At 67.3% G+C, this 20,214-nt stretch carries 18 protein-coding genes; 10 read left to right on the top strand and 8 right to left on the bottom strand.

Going from position 1 to position 20,214, the window contains the following annotated elements; all coding sequences use genetic code 11:
* The first annotated feature begins 17 nt into the window (after positions 1-17).
* Positions 18-3,527, top strand: coding sequence for a DNA polymerase III subunit alpha (gene dnaE / locus RQI43_RS03725; protein WP_311274250.1), 3,510 nt, complete (start codon positions 18-20; stop codon positions 3,525-3,527).
* A gap of 5 nt (positions 3,528-3,532) precedes the next feature.
* Here dnaE and RQI43_RS03720 read toward each other — a convergent pair whose 3' ends face one another.
* Positions 3,533-3,922, bottom strand: coding sequence for a helix-turn-helix domain-containing protein (locus RQI43_RS03720; protein WP_311274249.1), 390 nt, complete (start codon positions 3,920-3,922; stop codon positions 3,533-3,535).
* 99 nt (positions 3,923-4,021) lie between these two features.
* Here RQI43_RS03720 and RQI43_RS03715 point away from each other — a divergent pair, with 99 nt between their 5' ends.
* The 3 genes from RQI43_RS03715 (at position 4,022) to RQI43_RS03705 (ending at position 5,780) form a co-directional block, all read left to right on the top strand.
* Positions 4,022-4,792 (top strand): SDR family oxidoreductase, encoded by a 771-nt coding sequence (locus RQI43_RS03715; protein WP_311274248.1) that lies wholly within the window; start codon positions 4,022-4,024, stop codon positions 4,790-4,792.
* Positions 4,793-4,971: 179 nt separating this feature from the next.
* Positions 4,972-5,331, top strand: coding sequence for a hypothetical protein (locus RQI43_RS03710; protein WP_056431800.1), 360 nt, complete (start codon positions 4,972-4,974; stop codon positions 5,329-5,331).
* A gap of 14 nt (positions 5,332-5,345) precedes the next feature.
* Entirely contained in the window at positions 5,346-5,780 is a 435-nt protein-coding gene (locus tag RQI43_RS03705) for an MEKHLA domain-containing protein (protein WP_311274247.1), read from the top strand.
* Between the two features lie 167 nt (positions 5,781-5,947).
* Here RQI43_RS03705 and putA read toward each other — a convergent pair whose 3' ends face one another.
* The 4 genes from putA to RQI43_RS03685 all read right to left on the bottom strand — a co-directional run bounded on the left by putA (position 5,948) and on the right by RQI43_RS03685 (position 11,942).
* Positions 5,948-9,691 carry a bifunctional proline dehydrogenase/L-glutamate gamma-semialdehyde dehydrogenase PutA gene (gene putA, locus RQI43_RS03700; RefSeq protein ID WP_311274246.1) on the bottom strand — a complete coding sequence of 1,248 codons (3,744 nt, stop codon included), beginning with the start codon at positions 9,689-9,691 and terminating at the stop codon, positions 5,948-5,950.
* Positions 9,692-9,913: 222 nt separating this feature from the next.
* The gene (locus tag RQI43_RS03695) at positions 9,914-10,630 is read right to left on the bottom strand and encodes a gamma-glutamylcyclotransferase (protein ID WP_311274245.1); all 717 of its coding nucleotides are present in this window, start codon (positions 10,628-10,630) and stop codon (positions 9,914-9,916) included.
* Between the two features lie 59 nt (positions 10,631-10,689).
* On the bottom strand, positions 10,690-11,487 hold the full coding sequence (locus RQI43_RS03690) for a hypothetical protein (protein ID WP_311274244.1): 798 nt from the start codon (positions 11,485-11,487) through the stop codon (positions 10,690-10,692).
* Positions 11,488-11,555: 68 nt separating this feature from the next.
* Positions 11,556-11,942 (bottom strand): hypothetical protein, encoded by a 387-nt coding sequence (locus tag RQI43_RS03685; RefSeq protein WP_405030551.1) that lies wholly within the window; start codon positions 11,940-11,942, stop codon positions 11,556-11,558.
* Between the two features lie 196 nt (positions 11,943-12,138).
* Between RQI43_RS03685 and recO the strand changes: the two genes are divergently transcribed.
* Both recO and parC read left to right on the top strand, forming a co-directional pair.
* Complete coding sequence (gene recO / locus RQI43_RS03680; protein ID WP_311274243.1) at positions 12,139-12,879, top strand: DNA repair protein RecO; 741 nt, start codon at positions 12,139-12,141, stop codon at positions 12,877-12,879.
* A 53-nt stretch (positions 12,880-12,932) separates the two neighbouring features.
* Positions 12,933-15,185, top strand: a complete 2,253-nt coding sequence (gene parC, locus RQI43_RS03675) for a DNA topoisomerase IV subunit A (RefSeq protein WP_056431822.1) — start codon at positions 12,933-12,935, stop codon at positions 15,183-15,185.
* Positions 15,186-15,360: 175 nt separating this feature from the next.
* Here parC and infA read toward each other — a convergent pair whose 3' ends face one another.
* A complete protein-coding gene (gene infA, locus RQI43_RS03670) occupies positions 15,361-15,633 on the bottom strand; it encodes a translation initiation factor IF-1 (protein ID WP_018045296.1) in 273 nt (90 codons plus the stop codon).
* 323 nt (positions 15,634-15,956) lie between these two features.
* Positions 15,957-17,102, bottom strand: coding sequence for a branched-chain amino acid ABC transporter substrate-binding protein (locus tag RQI43_RS03665; protein ID WP_311274242.1), 1,146 nt, complete (start codon positions 17,100-17,102; stop codon positions 15,957-15,959).
* A 265-nt stretch (positions 17,103-17,367) separates the two neighbouring features.
* Between RQI43_RS03665 and RQI43_RS03660 the strand changes: the two genes are divergently transcribed.
* Genes RQI43_RS03660 through RQI43_RS03645 form a run of 4 tightly spaced genes read left to right on the top strand, consistent with a single transcriptional unit; the run spans position 17,368 to position 20,040 of the window.
* Positions 17,368-17,691, top strand: coding sequence for an XdhC family protein (locus RQI43_RS03660; RefSeq protein ID WP_056432390.1), 324 nt, complete (start codon positions 17,368-17,370; stop codon positions 17,689-17,691).
* Positions 17,692-17,700: 9 nt separating this feature from the next.
* Positions 17,701-18,417 carry an XdhC family protein gene (locus RQI43_RS03655; RefSeq protein WP_311274241.1) on the top strand — a complete coding sequence of 239 codons (717 nt, stop codon included), beginning with the start codon at positions 17,701-17,703 and terminating at the stop codon, positions 18,415-18,417.
* On the top strand, positions 18,414-19,454 hold the full coding sequence (locus tag RQI43_RS03650) for a molybdopterin-binding protein (RefSeq protein ID WP_311274240.1): 1,041 nt from the start codon (positions 18,414-18,416) through the stop codon (positions 19,452-19,454). The genes RQI43_RS03655 and RQI43_RS03650 overlap by 4 nt, the downstream gene beginning before the upstream one ends.
* A complete protein-coding gene (locus RQI43_RS03645) occupies positions 19,447-20,040 on the top strand; it encodes a nucleotidyltransferase family protein (RefSeq protein ID WP_311274239.1) in 594 nt (197 codons plus the stop codon). The genes RQI43_RS03650 and RQI43_RS03645 overlap by 8 nt, the downstream gene beginning before the upstream one ends.
* Here RQI43_RS03645 and RQI43_RS03640 read toward each other — a convergent pair whose 3' ends face one another.
* Complete coding sequence (locus tag RQI43_RS03640) at positions 20,041-20,202, bottom strand: DUF2256 domain-containing protein (RefSeq protein ID WP_207410132.1); 162 nt, start codon at positions 20,200-20,202, stop codon at positions 20,041-20,043. It lies immediately after the preceding gene.
* Between the last annotated feature and the right edge of the window lie 12 nt (positions 20,203-20,214).

The following is a 20,214-nucleotide window of genomic DNA, read 5'->3' as shown; positions in this document are numbered from 1 at the left end:
TCGGGATGGGTTGAGCCATGGCGCGCATCCTCAAAGATCCCGGTTTCGTCCACCTCCATGTCCACTCGTCCTTCTCGCTGCTCGAAGGGGCGCTGAAGGTCGGCGACATCGTCAAGGCGGCCGCCGCCGACCGGCAGCCGGCGCTGGCACTCACCGACACCAACAACCTGTTCGGGGCGCTGGAATTTTCCGAGAAGGCCGCCGGAACGGGCATCCAGCCCATCGCCGGCATGCAACTCTCGGTGGTTTTCGAGGCGCCGGATCCGATGGCGCGGCTGTCGCAGATCATCACCTCCAACGTCGTCGTGCTGGCGCAGAGCGAGGCCGGCTACGGCAACCTCCTGCGTCTGGCGAGCCGTGCCTATTTCGACGGCCCCCTGGGCGATGCGCCCCGTCTCACCGTAGAGGCACTGGCGGAGAACGCGGAAGGCCTCATCGCTCTGACGGGTGGCACCACCGGCCCCCTCGATACGGCCCTGCGCGGCGGACGTGTCGAGCTCGCCGCCGCCCGTCTCGCCCAGCTGAAACAGGCTTTCGGCGAGGACCGGCTCTACGTGGAGATCCTGCGCCACGGGCTCGATGACGAGCGCATGGTGGAGCGCGAGCTGATCCGGCTCGCCGATTCCAACGGCCTCTCGATCGTGGCCACTAACGAACCGTTCTTCGCCAAGCCTGACGATTACGACGCCCACGACGCGTTGCTCGCCATCGCCGAGGGGCGCCTCGTTTCGGACGAGCGCCGCCGCAAGCTCACTCCGCGCCACGGATTCAAGACCCGCGCCGAAATGGCCAAGCTCTTCCACGACCTGCCGGATGCCCTGTCCGCCACCGTGGAAATCGCCATGCGCTGCACCTATCGGGTGCGCACCCGCAAGCCGATCCTGCCGAATTTCGGCGTCGTGGCCGCTCTCGACGCGCTGCCCGTGGAGGCGGTCTCGCCGGATGTCGCCGAGGAGATCGCCCTCGACGAACCGTCCGAACTGCGCCGCCAGGCCGAGGCCGGGCTGGAACTGCGCCTCGCCCAGCACGGCCCATGCGAGGGCATGACCGAACAAGTCTATCGCGACCGTCTGGCCTTCGAGCTCGACGTCATCGTGAAGATGAAGTTCCCCGGCTACTTCCTCATCGTGTCGGACTTCATCAAATGGGCCAAGGACCACGACATCCCGGTGGGGCCGGGCCGTGGTTCGGGTGCCGGCTCCCTCGTCGCCTACGCGCTCCTGATCACCGATCTCGATCCGCTGCGCTTCGGTCTGCTGTTCGAGCGCTTCCTCAACCCCGAGCGCGTCTCGATGCCGGATTTCGACATCGATTTCTGCGTCGATGGCCGTGAGCGCGTGATCCAGTACGTGCAGGAACGCTACGGCCACGAGCAGGTCGCGCAGATCATCACCTTCGGTACGCTGCAGGCGCGCGGCGTGCTGCGCGACGTCGGCCGCGTGTTGGAGATGCCCTATGGGCAGGTCGACAAGCTGACGAAGCTGGTGCCGCAGAACCCGGCCAACCCCGTCACCCTGGTCCAGGCCATCGAGGGCGAGCCCAAGCTTCAGGCCGCGATGGAGGAGGAGCCCGTCGTCGCCCGGCTGATGCAGATCGCCAAGAAGCTCGAGGGCCTGCACCGCCACGCCTCGACCCACGCGGCGGGCGTGGTCATCGGCGACCGGCCGCTGGAACAGCTCGTGCCGCTCTACCGCGACCCGAAGACCGGGATGCGGGTGACCCAGTTCAATATGAAATGGGTGGAGGCGGCGGGCCTCGTGAAGTTCGACTTCCTCGGCCTCAAGACCCTGACCATGCTGCGCTGCTGCACCGACCTCCTGGCGCAGCGCGGCATCATCGTCGATCTCGCCTCGCTGCCTCTCGACGACGCGGCGACCTATACGCCGATGAAGCGCGGCGAGACGGTGGGCGTGTTCCAGGTGGAATCCGCCGGCATGCGCAAGGCGCTGGTCGAGATGCAGGCCGACCGGTTCGAGGACATCATCGCCCTCGTGGCGCTCTACCGGCCCGGCCCCATGGCCAACATCCCGGTCTATTGCGAGCGCAAGCTCGGCCGCGATGCCGGCAACGAGGCGAGCTGGTACCCGCACGAGAAGCTGGAGCCGATCCTCAAGGAGACCTTCGGCATCATCGTCTACCAGGAGCAGGTGATGGAGGTGGCCAAGCTTCTGGCCGGCTACTCGCTCGGCGACGCCGACATGCTCCGCCGCGCCATGGGCAAGAAGATCAAGGCCGAGATGGACGCCCAGCGCGACCGTTTCGTGAAGGGCTCGGTGGAGCGCGGCCTCACCGAGGCCAAGGCCAACGAGATCTTCGACCTGCTGGCGAAATTCGCCGATTACGGCTTCAACAAATCGCACGCCGCCGCCTACGCGCTGCTGACCTACCAGACGGCCTATCTCAAGGCGAACTACCCGGTGGAGTTCCTGGCCGCCGCGATGCAGCTCGACATCGACGTCACCGACAAGCTCGCCGAGTTCCGCCAGGACGCCCAGCGTCTCGGCATCCCGGTGGACCCGCCCTCGATCAACACCTCGGGCGTCAATTTCGAGGTCCATGACGGACGCATCGGCTATGCGCTCGCCGCCATCAAGGGCGTGGGCCGGGCCGCCGTCGAGGCCGTGGTGGAGGCACGCGGCGACACGCCGTTCAAGGACCTCGCCTGCCTGGCGCGCCGGCTCAACCCGCGCCTCATCAACAAGCGCACCCTGGAGAATCTCGTGGCGGCCGGCGCCATGGATTGCATCGAGGTCGACCGCGCGCGGGCCTGCGCCGCCGTCGAGCCGATGATGAAGCTGGCGCAAGGGGCGGCGGAGGCGGCCAATACGGGCATCGTCGACATGTTCGGCGGCATCGCTTCGGCCGACGTGACCCTGCGGGTGCCCGCCTACGAGCCCTGGCCCATGGCCGAGAAGCTGAAGAAGGAATACGAGGCCATCGGCTTCTTCCTCTCGGGCCATCCGCTCGACGAATATGCCGGCCTGCTGGAGAAGCTGCGCGTCCAGAGTTGGGCCGAGTTCTGCCGCTCGGTCCGCGCCGGCACCTCGAGCGTCGGCAAGGTCGCCGCGTCCGTCCTCGACCGGTCGGAGCGCCGCACCAAATCCGGCAACAAGCTCGGCATCGTCACGCTCTCGGACCAGACCGGGCATTTCGAGGCGATCATCTTCCAGGAAGGCCTCGGCCAGTACCGCGAGATCCTGGAGCCCGGCCGCCCGCTTGTGCTCCAGATCCAGGCCAATCTCGAAGGCGAGGATGTGCGCGCGCGCATCGTCACCGCCGAGCCTCTCGACGAGGCGGTGGCACGGCACCAGAAGGGCATGCGCGTCTATCTCCGCGACGAGCGCCCCATCGTCAGCGTGCAGCAGCGCCTGCAGGTGCGCGGCGAGGGCGAGGTCTCACTGATCCTCCTCCTCGACGGCGGCGACCGGGAGGTCGAGGTCAAGCTCCCCGGCCGCTACCAGGCGACGCCGCAGATCGCCGGTGCCCTGCGGGCAGTGCCCGGTGTGGTGCAGGTCGAAGTAAACTGACTGGGTCAGCCTCCCGAGGGGAGGGGCCCGTCGAACGTCTCGCGCGCCGTCTCCACCGCCGCGAGGTTCTGCTCGGCCCAGATCCACACGCCGCAGAAGGCGGCGCCGAGGCTCTGGCCGAGTTCCGTCAGCCGGTACTCGACTTTGGGCGGCACCACCGGATGCACGGTGCGGATCACCAATCCGTCCCGCTCCATATGGCGGAGGGTCTGAGTCAGCATCTTCTGGCTGATCGTGCCGATCGAGCGGCTGAGTTCGGTGAAACGAAGCTCGCCCCTTTCCTCCAGGATTTCGAGGACCAGCATCGTCCATTTGTCGGCGACGCGGCCGATCAGGTCGTGAACCAGCGCCTCGACGCGCGGATCCGCATCGGCGGGTGGGGGCGGGGCCGGCATTTCACGCTCTCCTTTTGGTAAGTACAAATCTTTTTGGTGCCTTCTACCCATCGGAGAGTAGGCGCGGCATCTGTTTGGGACAACCAGGAGGGATGTCCCATGAAGACGAGCGGCAACACCATTCTCATCACCGGCGGCGCATCGGGGATCGGCCGCGAACTGGCGGAGCGTTTCCAGGCCCAGGGCAACACAGTGATCATCGCCGGCCGCCGCCGTGATCGGCTCGATGCGGTCACGGAGGCCAATCCCGGCATGGTCGGCTATGTGCTCGATGTCGAGGACAAGGCCGGGATAGACGCTTTCGCCGCGACGGTGATCGCCGCCCATCCCGACCTGAACGTCCTGATCAACAATGCCGGGATCATGCTGTTCGAGGATCTCACCCGGTCCCGTGAACTGGCGGATGCCGAGGCGATGGTGACCACCAACCTGCTGGGGCCGATCCGCCTCACCAACGCGCTGATCGACCATCTCTCCGCTCAGCCGGACGCGGCGGTCGTCAACGTCTCGTCGGGCCTCGCCTTTGTGCCACTCGTCTCGACCCCGACCTATTCGGCGACGAAGGCGGCGATCCATTCCTACACGGTCAGCCTGCGGGACGCCCTTAAGGGCAGGGTCGAGGTCATCGAGCTCGTGCCGCCCGCCGTGCAGACGGAACTCACGCCCGGCCAGTCGACGCGGGAGGGATACATGCCCCTCGGCGACTTCATGGACGAAGTAATGATGCTCTTCGCGACGCAGCCGACTCCGCCGGAAATCCTGGTGGAACGCGTGGGATTCCTGCGCTTCGCGGAAAGCGAGAAGCGGTTCGACCAGGCCTTGGCTACCGTGAACGACTTCGCCAACAAGGCGCGCGCGGAGCAGCACTGACGCTCCGCAGCGGCCATGCGAGCCGGCTTGCCGATCGGAAAGACGCGGCGGGAAACATCCGCCGCGTAACCGCGTCTTAATAATACCTTCAGCATGGTCGACATTAGGCTGGACCCGGTGCTTGCCCAACAAGACCCGGCATGACGCAAGCTGGCGTCGCGGTTCGGTGGCACGCTTCGATGACGAGAACTCTCTTGCGCCTGTCGGTCTTCGTCATCCTCGCGATCCTGGTCTTCGTGACGCTGTCCCCGATCGGGCTCCGGCCGGTCGTCGCCTCGGCGAATGTCGAGCGGATGAGCGCCTACGCCCTGTTCGGCTTCCTCTTGATCCTGGCCTATCCCAAGCGCTGGTATCTCGGGCTCATGACTGGAATGGCGGTGGCCGGCCTCCTCGAATTCGGCCAGGAATTGTCGTCGACCCGCCATGCGCGGTTGAGCGATTTCCTCGTGAAAGCAGTCGCCGCCGCGTTCGGCAGCGTCGTCGCTTATCTCGTCCTGGCCGCCTATGCCCGGTTCGAGCGGCCCTCGGCCTCCCGCTGACACAGGTGCCTGACGTGGATGTCTGCAACGATCCCGGTTTCCATACGCTCCTGACCGGGAGTTTCCGCCGTGCCGTCGGCCGGTCGCTGGTGCCCGAGTCTGGGGGCGACGCGGCTTGGCTCCATGCCGACGCCCCCTTCGCGGTCCTGGCCCATGATGGGGCAGAGGACCCGCGTTTCATCTATGCGAACCTGACCGCTCTGCGCATCTTCGGCTACGAGAAGGACGAGCTCATCGGGCTGCCCTCTCGCTTCTCTGCCGAGGCCCCGGAACGCGCCGAGCGTCAGCGCCTGCTCGACGCCGTCACCCGTGACGGGTTCGTCGCCAATTATGCCGGCATCCGCATCCGCAAGGACGGAACCCGCTTCCCGATCCGCGACGCCATCGTCTGGCAACTCGTGGATGAGGCCGGTCTGCTGCACGGACAGGCCGCGACCTTTTCTGTCTGAGAGGGTTCCCTCGGTTCGACAGGTATCGACGAGCGGAGACCGTGACGTTTTTCTTCCCTTCCACGACCTCGTCCTGAGGCGCTGCGATAACCGCCTCGAAGGAGGGCTCCAGAACCCGCTACGCGAGCTGGAGGGCTCCTTCGAGGCCTTCGCTGCGCTTCGGCACTTCAGGATGAGGTGGTGGGCGGCACCGTGATCGCATCGCTATCCTCGCCGAGGGTCATGAGGGCGGCATTGCCGCCTGCCGCCGCGGTGTTGATGCTGACGCTGCGCTCCCGGAGAAGCCATTCCAACGAGTAATCGTCGGCTCCTTTCTCCAGTTCGTCCGGCGACACGGCGAGGACTGGGATGATGGCGCCCGGCAGCGCGGCGGCTCTCCGCGTCGCCGCGAGGGTCGCATCCGCTCCGCCCTCCACCAGGATCGCCGCGCAGCCCATCGCCTCCGCCTTGGCCGAGATGTCGATCTGGCGCCGCAGGGCGCCGGGCAGCATATCGAGCGCAGGTCGCAAGGCGGCAGGCATCTGAAGCCGGATCGCGTTGCCGGTGGCGAGGCAGGCGGCGATCTGCGCGAACAGCCCGGTCTCGCTGGCCGGAAAGCAGAGCACCGTGCCGCGCGGCTGCAGGCTGTAGCGGTTGCTCTCGCCCACCGGGCCGGGCAGGGCGATGTCGAGCCCGAGGAGGCTCCGTTCGGCATAGGCGTCGCAGCGCGCCGCGTCCCTCTCCCTGCCCGCCGCCGACAGGGCGTCGCGCAGGGACGCCAGCGCCTCGGGCATCGCGGCGGGCCGCCGGACGAGGCCGGTCTTCGCTGGCGCCGAAGCCAGGAGGCGGTGGAGATAGAGCGGTCCGCCGGCCTTCGGTCCCGTCCCCGACAGGCCTTCGCCGCCGAAGGGCTGAAGGCCGACGACGGCCCCGATGAGGTTGCGGTTGACGTAGATGTTGCCCGCATGGACCCGGTCCACGAGGCGCGAGACGGTAGCGTCGATCCGGCTATGGACGCCGAAGGTCAGGCCGTAGCCGGTCCCGGCGATGGCATCGACGATCCGGCCGAGATCGTCGCGCCTGATGCGCAGGACGTGGAGGACGGGGCCGAAGACCTCGCCGGACAGGTCGTCGAGACTGTCGATGGCGATCAGGGTCGGGGAAACGAAATGGCCGGCCGCGCGGGAGGGCGGCAGCGCGACCCGATGCACGGCGTGGCCGCGCTCCCGCATCTGCGCCACATGTTCTTCGATCGCCTCCCGCGCAGCCTCGCTGATGACCGGCCCGATATCGGTGGCGAGCCGGTCGGGATTGCCGATCGTCAGTTCGGCCATGGCGCCTTCGAGCATGGCGAGGATGCGGTCGGCCACCTCCTCTTGAAGGCAGAGCACGCGAAGCGCCGAGCAGCGCTGTCCGGCGGAATTGAAGGCCGACATCACCACATCGGCGACGACCTGCTCCGGCAGGGCGGAGGAATCGACGACCAGGGCGTTCTGGCCACCCGTCTCGGCCACGAACGGAATCGGCCGTCCATCCGGTCCGAGCCGCCTGGCGAGTTCGGCCTGGATCGCCTTGGCGACATCGGTCGAACCGGTAAAGAGCACGCCCTGGACCCGAGGATCGGCCACGAGGCGCGCGCCGATCGCACCGTCTCCCGGCAGGAGACCGAGCACGCCGTCCGGAATTCCCGCCTCGATCAGGATCTCCACGGCGAGCCCGGCCACCAGGGGCGTTTCCTCGGCCGGCTTTGCAAGGACGGCATTGCCGGCGGCGAGTGCCGCCGCGACCTGCCCGATGAAGATGGCGAGGGGGAAGTTCCAGGGGCTGATACAGGCGACGACGCCAAGGGGCGGATGAGTCGCGGGATCGAATCCCGCTGCCTGCGCTGCGTAATAGCGCAGGAAATCCACCGCCTCGCGGATCTCGCCGACGGCATCGGCGAGGGTCTTGCCGGCTTCTCGGATCAGCAACCCGAAGAACGCGTCGCGTCGCGCCTCGATCCGGTCGGCCGCTGCGTTCAGGATTTCAGTCCGCCGCGATGGCGCCGTCGTCGCCCAGGCGCTGGAGGCTGATGTCGCACGCGCGATGGCGGCGTCGACGATCCCCGCCTCCGCCTCGATCACATGGCCGACGATGTCGTTCCGGTCGGCGGGGTTGAGTACGGCGCGTTTCGTGCCGTCATACCCATCCGTCGGAACGGGCCGACACAGGCGGGGTGTCCCCGCACCCGCCCGCAGGCCCGCACCGAGGGACGCGAGCACGTCCTCGTCGGTCAGGTCGAGGCCGCGCGCATTCACGCGGCTCGGGCCGAAGAGATTGCGCGGCAGGGCGATCCCCGGATGGCCCGATCCCGGCGGTACGACCCGGCGGGCCAGCTCCAGCGGGTTGGCAACGAGGTCGCCGGCCGACACGGCGGGATCGGCGATCCGGCTGACGAAGGAGGAGTTTGCTCCGTTCTCCAGCAGGCGCCGGACGAGATAGGCGAGCAGCGTGTCGTGCGAGCCCACCGGCGCATAGATCCGGCACGGCCGGTCGAGGATCGCGCCGCCGACCACCTCCTCGTAGAGCGCCTCGCCCATGCCGTGCAGGCACTGGAACTCGTAGTCGCCGGGCTGGAAATCTTCCCCCGCCATGGCGACGATGTCGGCGAGCGTGCGGGCATTGTGGGTCGCGAATTGCGGAAACACTGCGTCTCCGGCCGCCAGAAGCCGGCGCGCGCAGGCGAGGTACGACACGTCGGTATGGAGCTTCCGGGTGAAGACCGGGAAACCGTCGAGCCCATCGACCTGGGCGCGCTTGATCTCCGAATCCCAGTATGCGCCCTTGACGAGGCGGACCATGAGGCGGTGCCCGCTCCGCCGTGCGAGATCGATGACGACGTCCAGCACGGGGAGCGCGCGCTTCTGATAGGCCTGTACGACGAAGCCGAGCCCGTCCCAGCCGGCAAGACGCTCGTCCGACGCCAGGGCTTCGAGGAGATCGAGGGAGAGGTCGAGCCGGTCGGCCTCCTCGGCATCGATGTTGAACCCGATATCATGGCGGCTGGCCGCGAGGGCGAGGTCCGTCAGCCTCGGCAGCAACTCGTCCATCACCCGCTCGCGCTGGGCACGGGCATAGCGCGGGTGCAGCGCTGAGAGCTTGACCGAGATGCCCGGCCCATCGAGAGGACCGCGCCCGGCCGAGGCCATACCGATCGCCGCGATGGCGCCGGCATAATCCGCCAGATAGCGGGCGGCATCCGCTGCATTCACTGCCGCCTCGCCGAGCATGTCATAGGAATAGCGGAAGCCCTTCTCCTCCTTCTGCCGGCTGTTGCGGAGCGCTTCGGCGATGCTGCGGCCGGTGACGAACTGGCCGCCGAGCATCCGCATCGCCAGATCGACACCCATGCGGATGGCCGGCTGGCCCGCCCGACGCAGGACGCCCGTCAGCGCCGCCGTCAGGCCGGCCTCGTCCTCGACGCCGACCACCCGCCCCGTCAGCGCGAGGCTCCACGCGGCTGCACCGGCGAACAGCGAGGTGGGATGGCCGAGATGCGACCGCCAATCGCCATGTCCGATCTTGTCGCGGATGAGGGCGTCGCGGCTCGCCGTATCCGGAATGCGCAGAAGTGCTTCAGCGAGGCACATCAGGGCGACGCCCTCGGCGCTCGACAGGCTGAACTCGCGCATCAGCTGCTCGACGGGCCCGCGGGCGCCTTTCTCGCGCAAGGCCGCGACGAGGCGCCCGGCCAGATGCGTCGCCGCGGCATCCTCCGACGGACTTTGATGCACTTCCGCCATCAAGGAGGCGACGCATTGGGATTCGGAACGGCGATGGACGGCGCGGACCCTGGCTCGAAGTGCTCCGCGCGGCGCGGCGGGACCCTCCCATTCAAAGAAAGCCAGCCTGCGATCGGGCGGCAGCGGCGTCGGAGGCGGGCATTTGCTCATGGTGTGAGGCTCATGGGTCGAAGCCTTCCCGCTGCTGCCCCCCGGACGATCACCGATATCCGGCATCTCCTCGAAGGAAGATGCACCGGAATTCGCCCGTGCACACCTGTGCGGAGCGACCTTGCCGATGCAGACCAACGAGGCCGCACCTGCGTAGTTTCCGGGCGGGTCGCCGGCCCTCTCTTCCACCTCGAAATCAGCGATGCGGGAAGGAGGGACCCGTTACCGCGTGGCGACGCGCAGCTCCGCTTGCTGTCGATATGCGGCCTCCAGGCGCTCGGCCACGAGATGCTGCAACCGCCAGAGATGGTCGTCGAGAATGCCGGCATCCGCGCAGGCCTGTGCCGTGCGGAACAGATATTCCGCACTCGGGCCGAGATGCCCTACGCCGGTGGCGATCCGGTCGGCGATCTCCTCCTCCGCGAGGCGCCCGGTGTAGCGGTTGCTGGCGCGGTTGACGACGAAGGTCAGGGCGGTGACCGGCCCGGCCGCGGTTTCGACGACGACCCAGCGTCCCGCATAGCCTCCGCCGCGCATCTCCCGGCGCCAGACCGGCATCAGGGTCTCGACCGGATCCGATCCCCTCAGGCGAAACACGATTCCGCGGCAGATGCCGCCCCGGTCGAGGGCAAGGACGAGGCCCGGCCGTTCGCGGCTCCCGCGAAACCGCCGCTGCAGCAGGCAAAAGCGCCGGTGATAGCCTCTCACCGTGCCGACGCGCCGCTCGGTCACGGCGAATTCCGGCTGCCAGATCAGCGAACCGTAGCCGAACACCCAGAGCCCTTCGTCCTCCGTCGGCCGGTGCCGGAGCATCCTGTCGAGGCCGGGCGCGAGGTCGAGATCGCTGATGAGATGCAGGGCGCTCGCATCGTCGGCGACGGGGGTCGGATGGGCGAGGGCGATGAGGTCGAGGGTGAGCGAAAGGGGGCGATGCCGCATGGCCCGTATCGGAGCATCACCGGCCGGTCGGAGCAAGCTGCCACCTTGATCGTATGCGTTCAGGGCGGGACGCTGCTAACCGGTACGATCAATGCGGATCGACCCCAATGTTTTCGTATTCCCAGGACGATAGCAATGCCGACGGTGAAGCTTAGCAGCGTCGACACAAGGCTGAGTGGAATGACGACGAAAAGAGCGAATATCAGATAAAGAACCAGTGCCGCAGTCATAGCGCGCAACAGGATGCTGAAAGCCCAGAGAGTGTGTAGCCAGCGGCTGCGATGTGTCGGACGCCAGGTGCCCACGAATGCCAGGACTGCCGTGAGGCATCCAAGGCCCATCACTGAGCCATGGAGATACGGATGCTCCATGATGAATGCAGACTCGCGAACCACGATCTCGCTGGGCGACGCCATGCGTGCCGCGAATCCCCAACTCTCGTTCCCCGATTCCATGCTCCACATGAAGTCGTCGCCTTCGACGCTCGCGCTCGGCAATGTCGTGTCTGCCGACCTGAACGAAGACGGATCAATCGTCAGAACCCCTGCTGTATCGTGGACGTAGCCTCGGCAGGATCTTGGTGTGCCGTCGCAAATCAGGGAGATCAGGGAGTACTTGCCGCTGCGCGCTAACGGTCGCCCCCGGCCATCGAGAACGAGGAGACGAACAGGATCAGTAAAGAGGATTCCATCTCCGTGAAGGAGCCTGATTTCACCATGCTCGCCATCGGGCAGCGTCAATCGCTCCGTCTGCGTCATGTAAGGGGTATGTGCCACGGCGACGATGTTTCCCGCCGTTAGCGAGGGGACGGAGAGTAACAGCAGGATTAGAAACCGGAGGCCGTGCTTGGCTTTCATTTCTAGATCGTTCTTTCAGGTATTTTCTCGCGTGTTACTGCGTCGGCCATTGCCGGAAACATACATTTTTATCTGTTCCCCAGCGCCTCCAGTTCCTTGAACGGCTCCGTCCGGTGGCCCTCGCAGACCTCCTCGACATCCTCGAGGATGCTGAGCTTGCCGGCCTCCTCGCGGATGACGACCTTGGCCTTCTCGCCCTTGAGGAAGCGGCGGCCCATCATCCGGGCGGACACGCAATAAAGGGTACGGCCGTCGTCCTGAAAGGGTCCGGCGATGCGGCTGTACTCGAACCGGACCGGGATCACCGAGATCGAACCGAAGCCGCTCTGGCGAAGTGCCAGGGCGGCCACCCGCTCGCGCATGGTGAAGCTGGCAACGGCAGCGGGAGCCGGTTCACGCCGCCCGCATCCAGCGAGCGTGAGGGCGAGGAATGCCATCGCCGCGATGGCGACCATGGATCGCGGCAGCAACGGGCCGTTTCCGGCGATGCCATGTCGGAAGAGTACCATGGGAGGGGAGCACCTAACGGCGGAACCCGAAGCGTAGCGTTTGACACGCTGCGCGGGAATATATGGATCACCACAATCCAGCGCGTTTCTCGATGCCGTCGGCCCGTTTCCAACGCATTCGCCACGCCTTAATGAGAGGGCCATGCAATGGACCGACGACGGCGTGGTGCTGGGGCTGCGCAAGCAGGGCGAGACGGGAATCGTCCTCGAAGTCATGACCGCGTGCCACGGCCGCCATCTCGGCCTCGTCCATGGGGGGCGTTCGCGGCGGATGCAGCCGGTGCTCCAGACCGGCAACCACGTTCGCCTCACCTGGCGCGCGCGTCTCGATGAGAGCCTCGGCGCTTTCGCGGTGGAGCCCCTCGAATCCGCCGCCGCGCGGCTCATGGGCTCCGGCCTCGCCCTCTACGGCGTCACTCACATGGCCGCGCTCCTGCGCCTCCTGCCCGAGCGCGATCCCCATCCCGCCGTCTACGAGGCCGCACGCATCCTCGTCGCCCATCTCGACGACCGGGTGATCGCGCCGCTCCTGATGGTGCGGTTCGAACTCGCGATCCTGGCCGAACTCGGCTTCGGCCTCGATCTCAGCGCCTGCGCCGCCACGGGCGGCAACGACGCGCTGATCTACGTCTCGCCGAGGACCGGGCGGGCTGTCAGCGCCTCGGCCGGGGAGCCCTTCCGTGACAGGCTGCTGGCTCTGCCGGGCTTCCTTCTCGAGCGGGAGAAGGGCCGGGGCGGCTCCATCCCGCCGGACGAGAGGGATGTAGCCAATGGATTTACCTTGACGGGGTATTTCCTCGACCAGCACATCTGGGGACCCCGCGCCATCGCCCCTCCGGCGGAGCGGGCGCGATTCGTTGCGTTGGGGACGCAGAGCGATTAAGTTCCGTTCTCGTTATGTTCTGATATGGGCCATGTCCGGCCCGGGAGTTCGTCATGGGCCAGCCCTTCGATCCACCGTCGGGATCCGACGGTATCGAGAGCGTCGAACTGAAGTCGGCGCTCGAAGAGCGCTACTTCGCCTATGCGCTTTCCACCATCATGAACCGCGCGTTGCCCGATGCCCGCGACGGCCTCAAGCCGGTGCATCGGCGCATCCTCTACGGCATGCGGCTCCTGCGCCTGGACCCCAACACGGCGTTCAAGAAATGCGCGAAGATCGTCGGCGACGTGATGGGCGATTTCCATCCCCACGGCGACCAGGCGATCTACGATGCGCTGGTGCGCCTCTCACAGGATTTCGCGCAGCGCTATCCGCTGGTGGATGGCCAGGGCAATTTCGGCAATATCGACGGAGATGGCCCCGCCGCCTACCGCTACACCGAGGCGCGGCTGACGGAGGTGGCGCGCCTGCTCCTCGACGGGATCGACGAGGACACGGTCGATTTCCGGCCGTCCTACAATGGGGAGAAGGACGAGCCCATCGTCCTGCCGGCGGCCTTCCCGAACCTGCTCGCCAACGGCTCCCAGGGCATCGCGGTGGGCATGGCCACCTCGATCCCGCCGCACAACGCGGCCGAACTCTGCGACGCGGCGCTCTATCTCATCGGCCATCGCGAGGCGACGTCGGCCCAGCTCCTCACCTTCGTGAAAGGGCCCGATTTTCCCACCGGCGGCATTCTGATCGACAGTGCCGAGTCGATCGCCGAGGCCTACCGTACCGGGCGCGGCGGTTTTCGCGTGCGGGCGCGTTGGGCGAAGGAGGATACCGGGCGCGGCACCTGGAACATCGTCGTCACCGAGATCCCCTACGGCATTCCCAAGGCACGGCTCATCGAGAAGCTGGCCGAGTTGCTGCAGGAGAAGAAGCTGCCACTGCTGGCGGACGTGCGCGACGAATCGGCGGAAGACGTCCGTGTCGTGCTGGAGCCGCGCTCGCGCAGCGTCGACCCGGTGATCCTCATGGAATCCGTGTTCCGGCTCACCGAACTCGAAGCCCGCATTCCCCTCAACATGAACGTCCTGGTGGGCGGTCTCGTCCCGCGCGTGATCGGGCTGGCCGAGGCCCTGCGCGAATGGCTCGACCATCGCCGCGTCGTCCTCCAACGCCGCTCGCGCCACCGCCTCGGGCAGATCGAACGCCGCCTCGAAATTCTCGGCGGCCTTCTCATCGTCTATCTCGATCTCGACGAGGTGATCCGCATCATCCGCGAGGAGGACGAGCCGAAACCGTCCCTGATGAAGCGGTTCGAACTCACCGAACTCCAGGCCAACGCCATCCTCGACACGCGCCTGCGCTCGTTGCGCAAGCTGGAGGAGATGGAGCTCAAGCGCGAACTCGATACGCTGACCAAGGAGAAGGACGGGATCGAGGAACTGCTCGGCTCCGAAAAGATGCAATGGTCGGACATCACCAAGCAGATCCGGGCGGTGAAGAAGACCTTCGGGCCCGAGACCAAGATCGGAGCCCGTCGCACCACCCTGGAGAACCCGCCCGACACCGCAGGGATCGATTTCACGTCCGCCATGGTGGAGCGCGAGCCGATCACCGTCATCGTCTCGGCCAAGGGCTGGATCCGCGCCCTCAAGGGGCATGTGGCCGATCTGTCGGGCGTCGCCTTCAAGGGCGATGACGCGCTCAAGATCTCGTTCCTCAGCGAGACCACGGCCAAGATCCTGGTCCTGGCCTCTAACGGCAAGGTGTTCACCCTGGAAGCGGCGAAGCTTCCGGGCGGACGCGGCTTCGGTGACCCGATCCGCTTGATGGTGGATTTCGACGACGGCGCCGAGATCGTCGCCGCCCTGCCGTATCAGCCAGGTGGCAAGCTCCTGATCGCGGGCTCGGATGGGCGCGGTTTCCTGGCCCCCGCCGACGCGCTGGTGGCCAATACCCGCAAGGGCAAGGGCATCATGGGGCTCGATGAGCCGGCCCAGGCCATGCTGCTCGTGCCTGCCAGCAGCGGCGATCATGTCGCCGTCTGCAGTGCCGACCGGCTATTGCTGGTCTTCCCGTTGTCGGAATTGCCGGAACTGTCGCGCGGCAAGGGGGTGCGCCTGCAGCGTTGCCGCCAGAGCACGCTCACCGACGCCCATGTCTTCACCCTGGCCGAGGGCCTGCCCTGGCGCGACAGTGCCGGTCAGGAGCGGCTCGCCAACGCGGCACTGCTGGAGAAGTGGATGGGCCACCGGGCCGAGGCCGGCACTCTGATGACCCGCAGCTTCCCGAAATTCGAGCGGTTCGGGAGGTAGGCGTCCGGGAGGGGCGAGATTCTGTGGGGTCTCGGGTGTTCCGGGACCGCTCAGCGGATCCCCGGGACCAAGACCGTAGGAGCGATCTCGTAAAACGAGACGGCACCTTCGGGGAGATAGCTTCGCCTACGGGTGGCCCGGCATATTCGAAGCAGGGGCCGCCTTTTCGTAAGGCTCAGCGGCGGCGGAACTGGCCGCGGATCGGCGGGCGCGGACCGGAGGAACGCTCGTCCTTGTGACGGAACACGAGGCGGCCCTTCTCGAGATCGTAGGGCGACATCTCGACGGTGACACGGTCGCCCGCCAGAGTCTTGATGCGGTTCTTCTTCATCTTGCCGGCCGTGTAGGCCACGATCTCGTGGCCCTGGTCGAGCTGCACGCGGTAGCGTGCGTCCGGCAGGATCTCGATCACGAGACCGTCGAACTGCATCAACTCTTCTTTCGCCATCCACACTCTCCAGCCGGAACGCCAGAACGGGGCATTCCGGGACACCAAAAACATAGCCGTTCGGCAAAACGCTGCGGGCGGCGGGTCCGATCCCATCGGATGCGCAACACCGGCGAGCGTCGGCGAGACATAATGTTCGCGCGTTCCGTAAGCAAGCTTTTACCGCCGTGAACGGTATCCCGTCGACAGAAAAGCACATCCTGTCCTGAGACCGGGAAATCTTCGTTGGTGCTTCAACTGCCCGGTCATCCTCTCGGCTCGTCCCAATCCGAGGCGACAGCTGCCTCATCGGGTTGGCGGCAAGGCGCCACTTTTCGCCCGGATCAGGGCGTCACGACATTGCCGGCGTAGTCGATACGGCCGTCGGGGGTCTTCTTCCACACCTGCAGCTGGTAGCCGGGCGCTGTGGTCTGGCCTTTATCGTCGAATGAGACCTCGCCAAGGGCGGTCTTCAGCGGCGCACCGCCATGGAGGAACGCCGCGACTTTGCGGCCCTCATTCGATTTGGTTTGCTCGACGGCCTGTCTGAGGATCTCGACCGCCGCATAGCCCTGCGCCGCGACCATGTCGGTCTCCGGACTCCTCGGCTTGGCCGCCGCTCCCTTGGGCTCCGGCAGCTTTCGCGGTTCGGGGGCAAGGGTCATCACGGTCCCCTCGGCGCCGGGACCGGCCCCGGCGGCGAACTCCTTGTCGAGCAGTCCATCGCTGCCGACGAGGGGAATGGCCAGACCCGCTTCGCGCAGGGAACGGATCAGCAGCCCCGCTTCCGGCGCAAGGCCACCGAAATAAACGACCTCGATCCGGGCGCGCTTCAGGCGGGCGACGAGGGCGGAGAGATCCTTGTCGCCGCGGCCGAGGCTTTCGAAGGCAGTCTCCGCCTGTCCATTCGTTTTGAGACTGCGAGCGACGTCGTCGACGAGACCCCGACCGAACGTGCTCCTGTCATGGACGAGGCCGATACGCCGCCCTCTGAAACGCTCGAGGAGATAGCCCGCCGCGATCGGCCCCTGCTCCGCATCGCTACCACCGAGGCGGAAGACGTTCCAGGCCCCACGCGTGGTCAAGGCGGGCCAGGCGATGCCGACCGTCACAGCGACGATCCCCGCTTCCTCGTAGACCGGCAGCGCCGATGCGGCCACGGCGGCATTGAGCGGCCCGATGACGAGGGGCACGCGATCGGCGGCGAATTTCCGCGCGACGGCCAGCCCCTGCTTGCCGTCGCCGGCATCGTCGGCAACGACGAGAGCGAGCTTCCGGCCCGAGGCTCCCGTCGCGCGGTTGAGATCCGCCACCGCTTGTTCGGCCCCGGCCCGGAGGCCCTGCCCGAAGGCGGCGTCAGGCCCGGTCAGGGGAAGCGAGAGCCCGATCCGGATCGGCGCCTGCGCGGCGCTCTGCGCCACGGCGCCGGAGGGTGAGAGGGCAAGCACAGCGAGGATCGCTACGGCGGCCGAGGGGAGAAAGGGTCTCATGGAACGGGGCCCGGAGGATTGGCGAGTAGAGGGCCCGATCTTCATAGCGCGCGCCAGCGGATTTGGCGCGGCTTGAAGCGCGTGTGCGCCCGGGCGACGAGACGTCTCCTCCGTGCTCGTCCGCACGTTTCGGAGATGGGACGTCCGGCAGGCATGGCATGGGCTTCGCCTCCGCATTGTGCCATCCGCGCCGGAGCTTATCTCCCCGAGGCGGCGTTGCGTGAGTGCCGTCATGCTCGAAGACGCGCAGCGCGCGGAGTGTCCCATGCTCTCCACCGAAACCGATATCCTCAACGCGGCCGAGTCGTGGCGCCGTAGCGGGCGCGGCGTGGCGCTTGCCACCGTCGTCGAGACCTGGGGCTCCGCGCCTCGCCCGGTCGGCAGCCACCTCGTCGTCGACGAGGGCGGAAACTTCCTCGGCTCGGTCTCTGGCGGCTGCGTCGAGGGGGCCGTCATCACCGAGGCACTGGACGCCATCTCCGATGGACGGCCACGGGTGATCGAGTTCGGCGTTGCCGACGAGACCGCCTGGCGGGTGGGATTGTCCTGCGGCGGGCGCATCCGCGTCTTCGTCGAACGCATCGACTGAAGCGGCGCCATGCAACTCGATTCTCTCCGTGCCCTCAATGTCGAGCGCGCCGCGCGCCGCGCCGCGCTGCTCGTCACCGACCTCGATGACGGCAGCCAGCGTGTGGTCCGCGAGGCCGAGATCCCGGCCGATCCCCTCGCCGACATCCTGGCGCGGCGCCTCGCCTCGGGAAAGAGCGGCCTTATCGAGGTGGAGGGGCGGCAATTCTTCCTCACCGTCCAGGCTCCCAAGGTCCGGCTCGTCCTCATCGGGGCAGTGCATATCAGTCAGGCTTTGTGCCCGATGGCGGCGGCGATCGACCTTTCGGTAAGCGTCATCGACCCGCGAACGGCCTTCGCCACGACCGAGCGCTTTCCGGAGGTTTCCCTCGTGCCACTATGGCCGGACGAAGCCCTCGCAGGCCCCGTTCCGCCCCTCGACCGCTATTGTGCCGTTGCCGCCCTGACCCACGATCCGAAGATCGACGATCCCGCGCTGATCGCGGCCCTGAAGGCCGAGTGCTTCTATGTGGGCGCCCTCGGCTCGCGGAAGACCCATGCCGCGCGGGTCGAACGCTTGTCGCAGGCGGGGTTCTCGTCGGAACAGATCGGGCGGATCGAGGCGCCGATCGGCCTCGATATCGGTGCCGTGAGCCCGGCCGAGATCGCCGTCTCGATCCTGGCGCAGGTCGTCTCCACCCTGCGCGGCGCCGATCCGCGCGCTACCAAACCCGGAGTTCCCGCGTGAAGTTCGGTTCGGTCGCGATCTCGCGAGCCGCGGGGCTCATCGCGGCCCATACTCTGCGGGCCGACGATGTGATCGTCCGCAAGGGGCGGCCGATCGGGAGTGAGGATGCGCGCCGTCTCGGTGAGGCCGGCCTCGACAGTGTGGTGGCGGTGACCCTGGAGGCGGGCGATGTCGGCGAGGACGAGGCCGCCGCCCGCCTCGCCGGCCGGGTCGCGGGGGCTGGCCTTTCGGCAAGTCCCGCTTTCACGGGACGCTGCAATCTCCACGCGGAGGTGCCGGGCCTTCTGATGATCGACCGCGCCGTCATCGACGCCGTGAACGGGGTGGACGAGGCGATCACGCTAGCGACCCTGTCGCCTTTCCGGCCTGTCATCCCCGGCGAGATGGTGGCGACCGTCAAGATCATCCCCTACGCCGTCTCGGCTTCCGCCCTTGAGCGCGCGTGTGGGATCGCGACGCCCGAGGCACTGACGGTCATCCCCTATCGCCGCCGCCGGGTCGGCGTCGTCTCGACCCTGTTGCCGGGGCTGAAGGAGACCACCATCGCCAAGACCCTGCGCAACCTCGAGCGCCGGCTGGCGCCGACCGGGGCCGGGATCGTCTCGGATATCCGGGTGTCGCACGAGGCTGGCGCCATGGCCGCCGCCCTTCGCCAGACCATCGCCCGCGACGAGGCCGATCTCGTCGTGGTGTTCGGCGCTTCGGCCATCGCCGACCGGCGCGACGTCATCCCCGCCGGTATCGAGGCGGCGGGCGGTGAGGTGGAGCATTTCGGCATGCCCGTCGATCCCGGCAACCTGCTTCTGGTCGGCCGTATCGGCGACGTCCCGGTCATCGGTGCGCCGGGATGCGCGCGCTCGCCCGCCGAGAACGGGTTCGACTGGATTCTCCACCGCCTTCTCGCCGGCCTCGTCGTCAGCCGGGCCGATATCGTCGGGCTCGGTGTCGGAGGCCTGCTCATGGAGATCGTGTCCCGTCCGCAGCCTAGATCAGGCGAGGAAAGCGCGCTGGACGAGGGCATGGCGGACGATGTCTGATCGGATCGGCATCGTCCTCCTCGCCGCCGGGCGGGGGACGCGTTTCGGCCAAGCGTCGAAGATGCTCGGCACCCTCGACGGCAAGCCACTCGTGCGCCACGCGGCCGAGTCAGCAGTCGCGGCGAAACTCGGGCCCGTGGCGGTCGTAATTGGCGCGCATGGCGCAGCGGTTCGGCAGGCACTCGGCGGCCTCGACCTGCGGCTCATCGACAACCCGGCCTATGCGGACGGGCTGTCGACCTCCCTGCGGTGCGGGCTCGACGCCCTGCCGCAGCCCGATGGAATCATCGTGATGCTGGGGGACATGCCGCGTGTCCGGCCGTCCCACCTCGCCACCCTGGCCGCCGCCTTCCTGGCTGCCGATCCGGTGCCCGCCGCCATTGTCCCGGTCCATCTCGGCGTGTGCGGAAACCCGGTTCTGTTGAATCGCGCGCTCCTCGCGCCCGACCTCGCCTCGCTCACCGGTGACCAGGGTGCCGGCCGTCTCCTCGCGGCGCGGACAGACGTCGTCGAATGGGAGATGGATGCCGCCGTCACCTTCGACATCGATACGCAGGCGGCCCTGATCGCTGCCGCCCACGCCTGATCAGGAGGCCTTGCCCGACCGCTTCGCCTCGTTCCGGCACCGGTCGGAACAGTAGCGGACCTCGTCCCAGACACGTTCCCATTTCTTGCGCCAAGCGAAGGGCTTGCCGCAGGCGACGCAGACCTTGGTGGGCAGATCCGCCTTCTTGCGCATGCGCGACATGGGAATTTCGTC

It is taken from the genome of Methylobacterium sp. WCS2018Hpa-22 (genome assembly GCF_031843785.1).
Taxonomy (GTDB): Bacteria; Pseudomonadota; Alphaproteobacteria; order Rhizobiales; family Beijerinckiaceae; genus Methylobacterium.
Note: the sequence above shows the minus strand (reverse complement) of the source record. Positions and strands in the feature narration are given on the sequence as shown.

Excerpts from the sequence above, each read along its gene's own strand:
- dnaE (WP_311274250.1), top strand. The coding sequence starts at position 18 with ATGGCGCGCATCCTCAAAGATCCCGGTTTCGTCCACCTCCATGTCCAC.
- RQI43_RS03720 (WP_311274249.1), bottom strand. The coding sequence starts at position 3,922 with ATGCCGGCCCCGCCCCCACCCGCCGATGCGGATCCGCGCGTCGAGGCG.
- RQI43_RS03715 (WP_311274248.1), top strand. The coding sequence starts at position 4,022 with ATGAAGACGAGCGGCAACACCATTCTCATCACCGGCGGCGCATCGGGG.
- RQI43_RS03710 (WP_056431800.1), top strand. The coding sequence starts at position 4,972 with ATGACGAGAACTCTCTTGCGCCTGTCGGTCTTCGTCATCCTCGCGATC.
- putA (WP_311274246.1), bottom strand. The coding sequence starts at position 9,691 with ATGAGCAAATGCCCGCCTCCGACGCCGCTGCCGCCCGATCGCAGGCTG.
- RQI43_RS03695 (WP_311274245.1), bottom strand. The coding sequence starts at position 10,630 with ATGCGGCATCGCCCCCTTTCGCTCACCCTCGACCTCATCGCCCTCGCC.
- RQI43_RS03690 (WP_311274244.1), bottom strand. The coding sequence starts at position 11,487 with ATGAAAGCCAAGCACGGCCTCCGGTTTCTAATCCTGCTGTTACTCTCC.
- RQI43_RS03685 (WP_405030551.1), bottom strand. The coding sequence starts at position 11,942 with ATGGTCGCCATCGCGGCGATGGCATTCCTCGCCCTCACGCTCGCTGGA.
- recO (WP_311274243.1), top strand. The coding sequence starts at position 12,139 with ATGCAATGGACCGACGACGGCGTGGTGCTGGGGCTGCGCAAGCAGGGC.
- parC (WP_056431822.1), top strand. The coding sequence starts at position 12,933 with ATGGGCCAGCCCTTCGATCCACCGTCGGGATCCGACGGTATCGAGAGC.
- infA (WP_018045296.1), bottom strand. The coding sequence starts at position 15,633 with ATGGCGAAAGAAGAGTTGATGCAGTTCGACGGTCTCGTGATCGAGATC.
- RQI43_RS03665 (WP_311274242.1), bottom strand. The coding sequence starts at position 17,102 with ATGAGACCCTTTCTCCCCTCGGCCGCCGTAGCGATCCTCGCTGTGCTT.
- RQI43_RS03660 (WP_056432390.1), top strand. The coding sequence starts at position 17,368 with ATGCTCTCCACCGAAACCGATATCCTCAACGCGGCCGAGTCGTGGCGC.
- RQI43_RS03655 (WP_311274241.1), top strand. The coding sequence starts at position 17,701 with ATGCAACTCGATTCTCTCCGTGCCCTCAATGTCGAGCGCGCCGCGCGC.
- RQI43_RS03645 (WP_311274239.1), top strand. The coding sequence starts at position 19,447 with ATGTCTGATCGGATCGGCATCGTCCTCCTCGCCGCCGGGCGGGGGACG.
- RQI43_RS03640 (WP_207410132.1), bottom strand. The coding sequence starts at position 20,202 with ATGTCGCGCATGCGCAAGAAGGCGGATCTGCCCACCAAGGTCTGCGTC.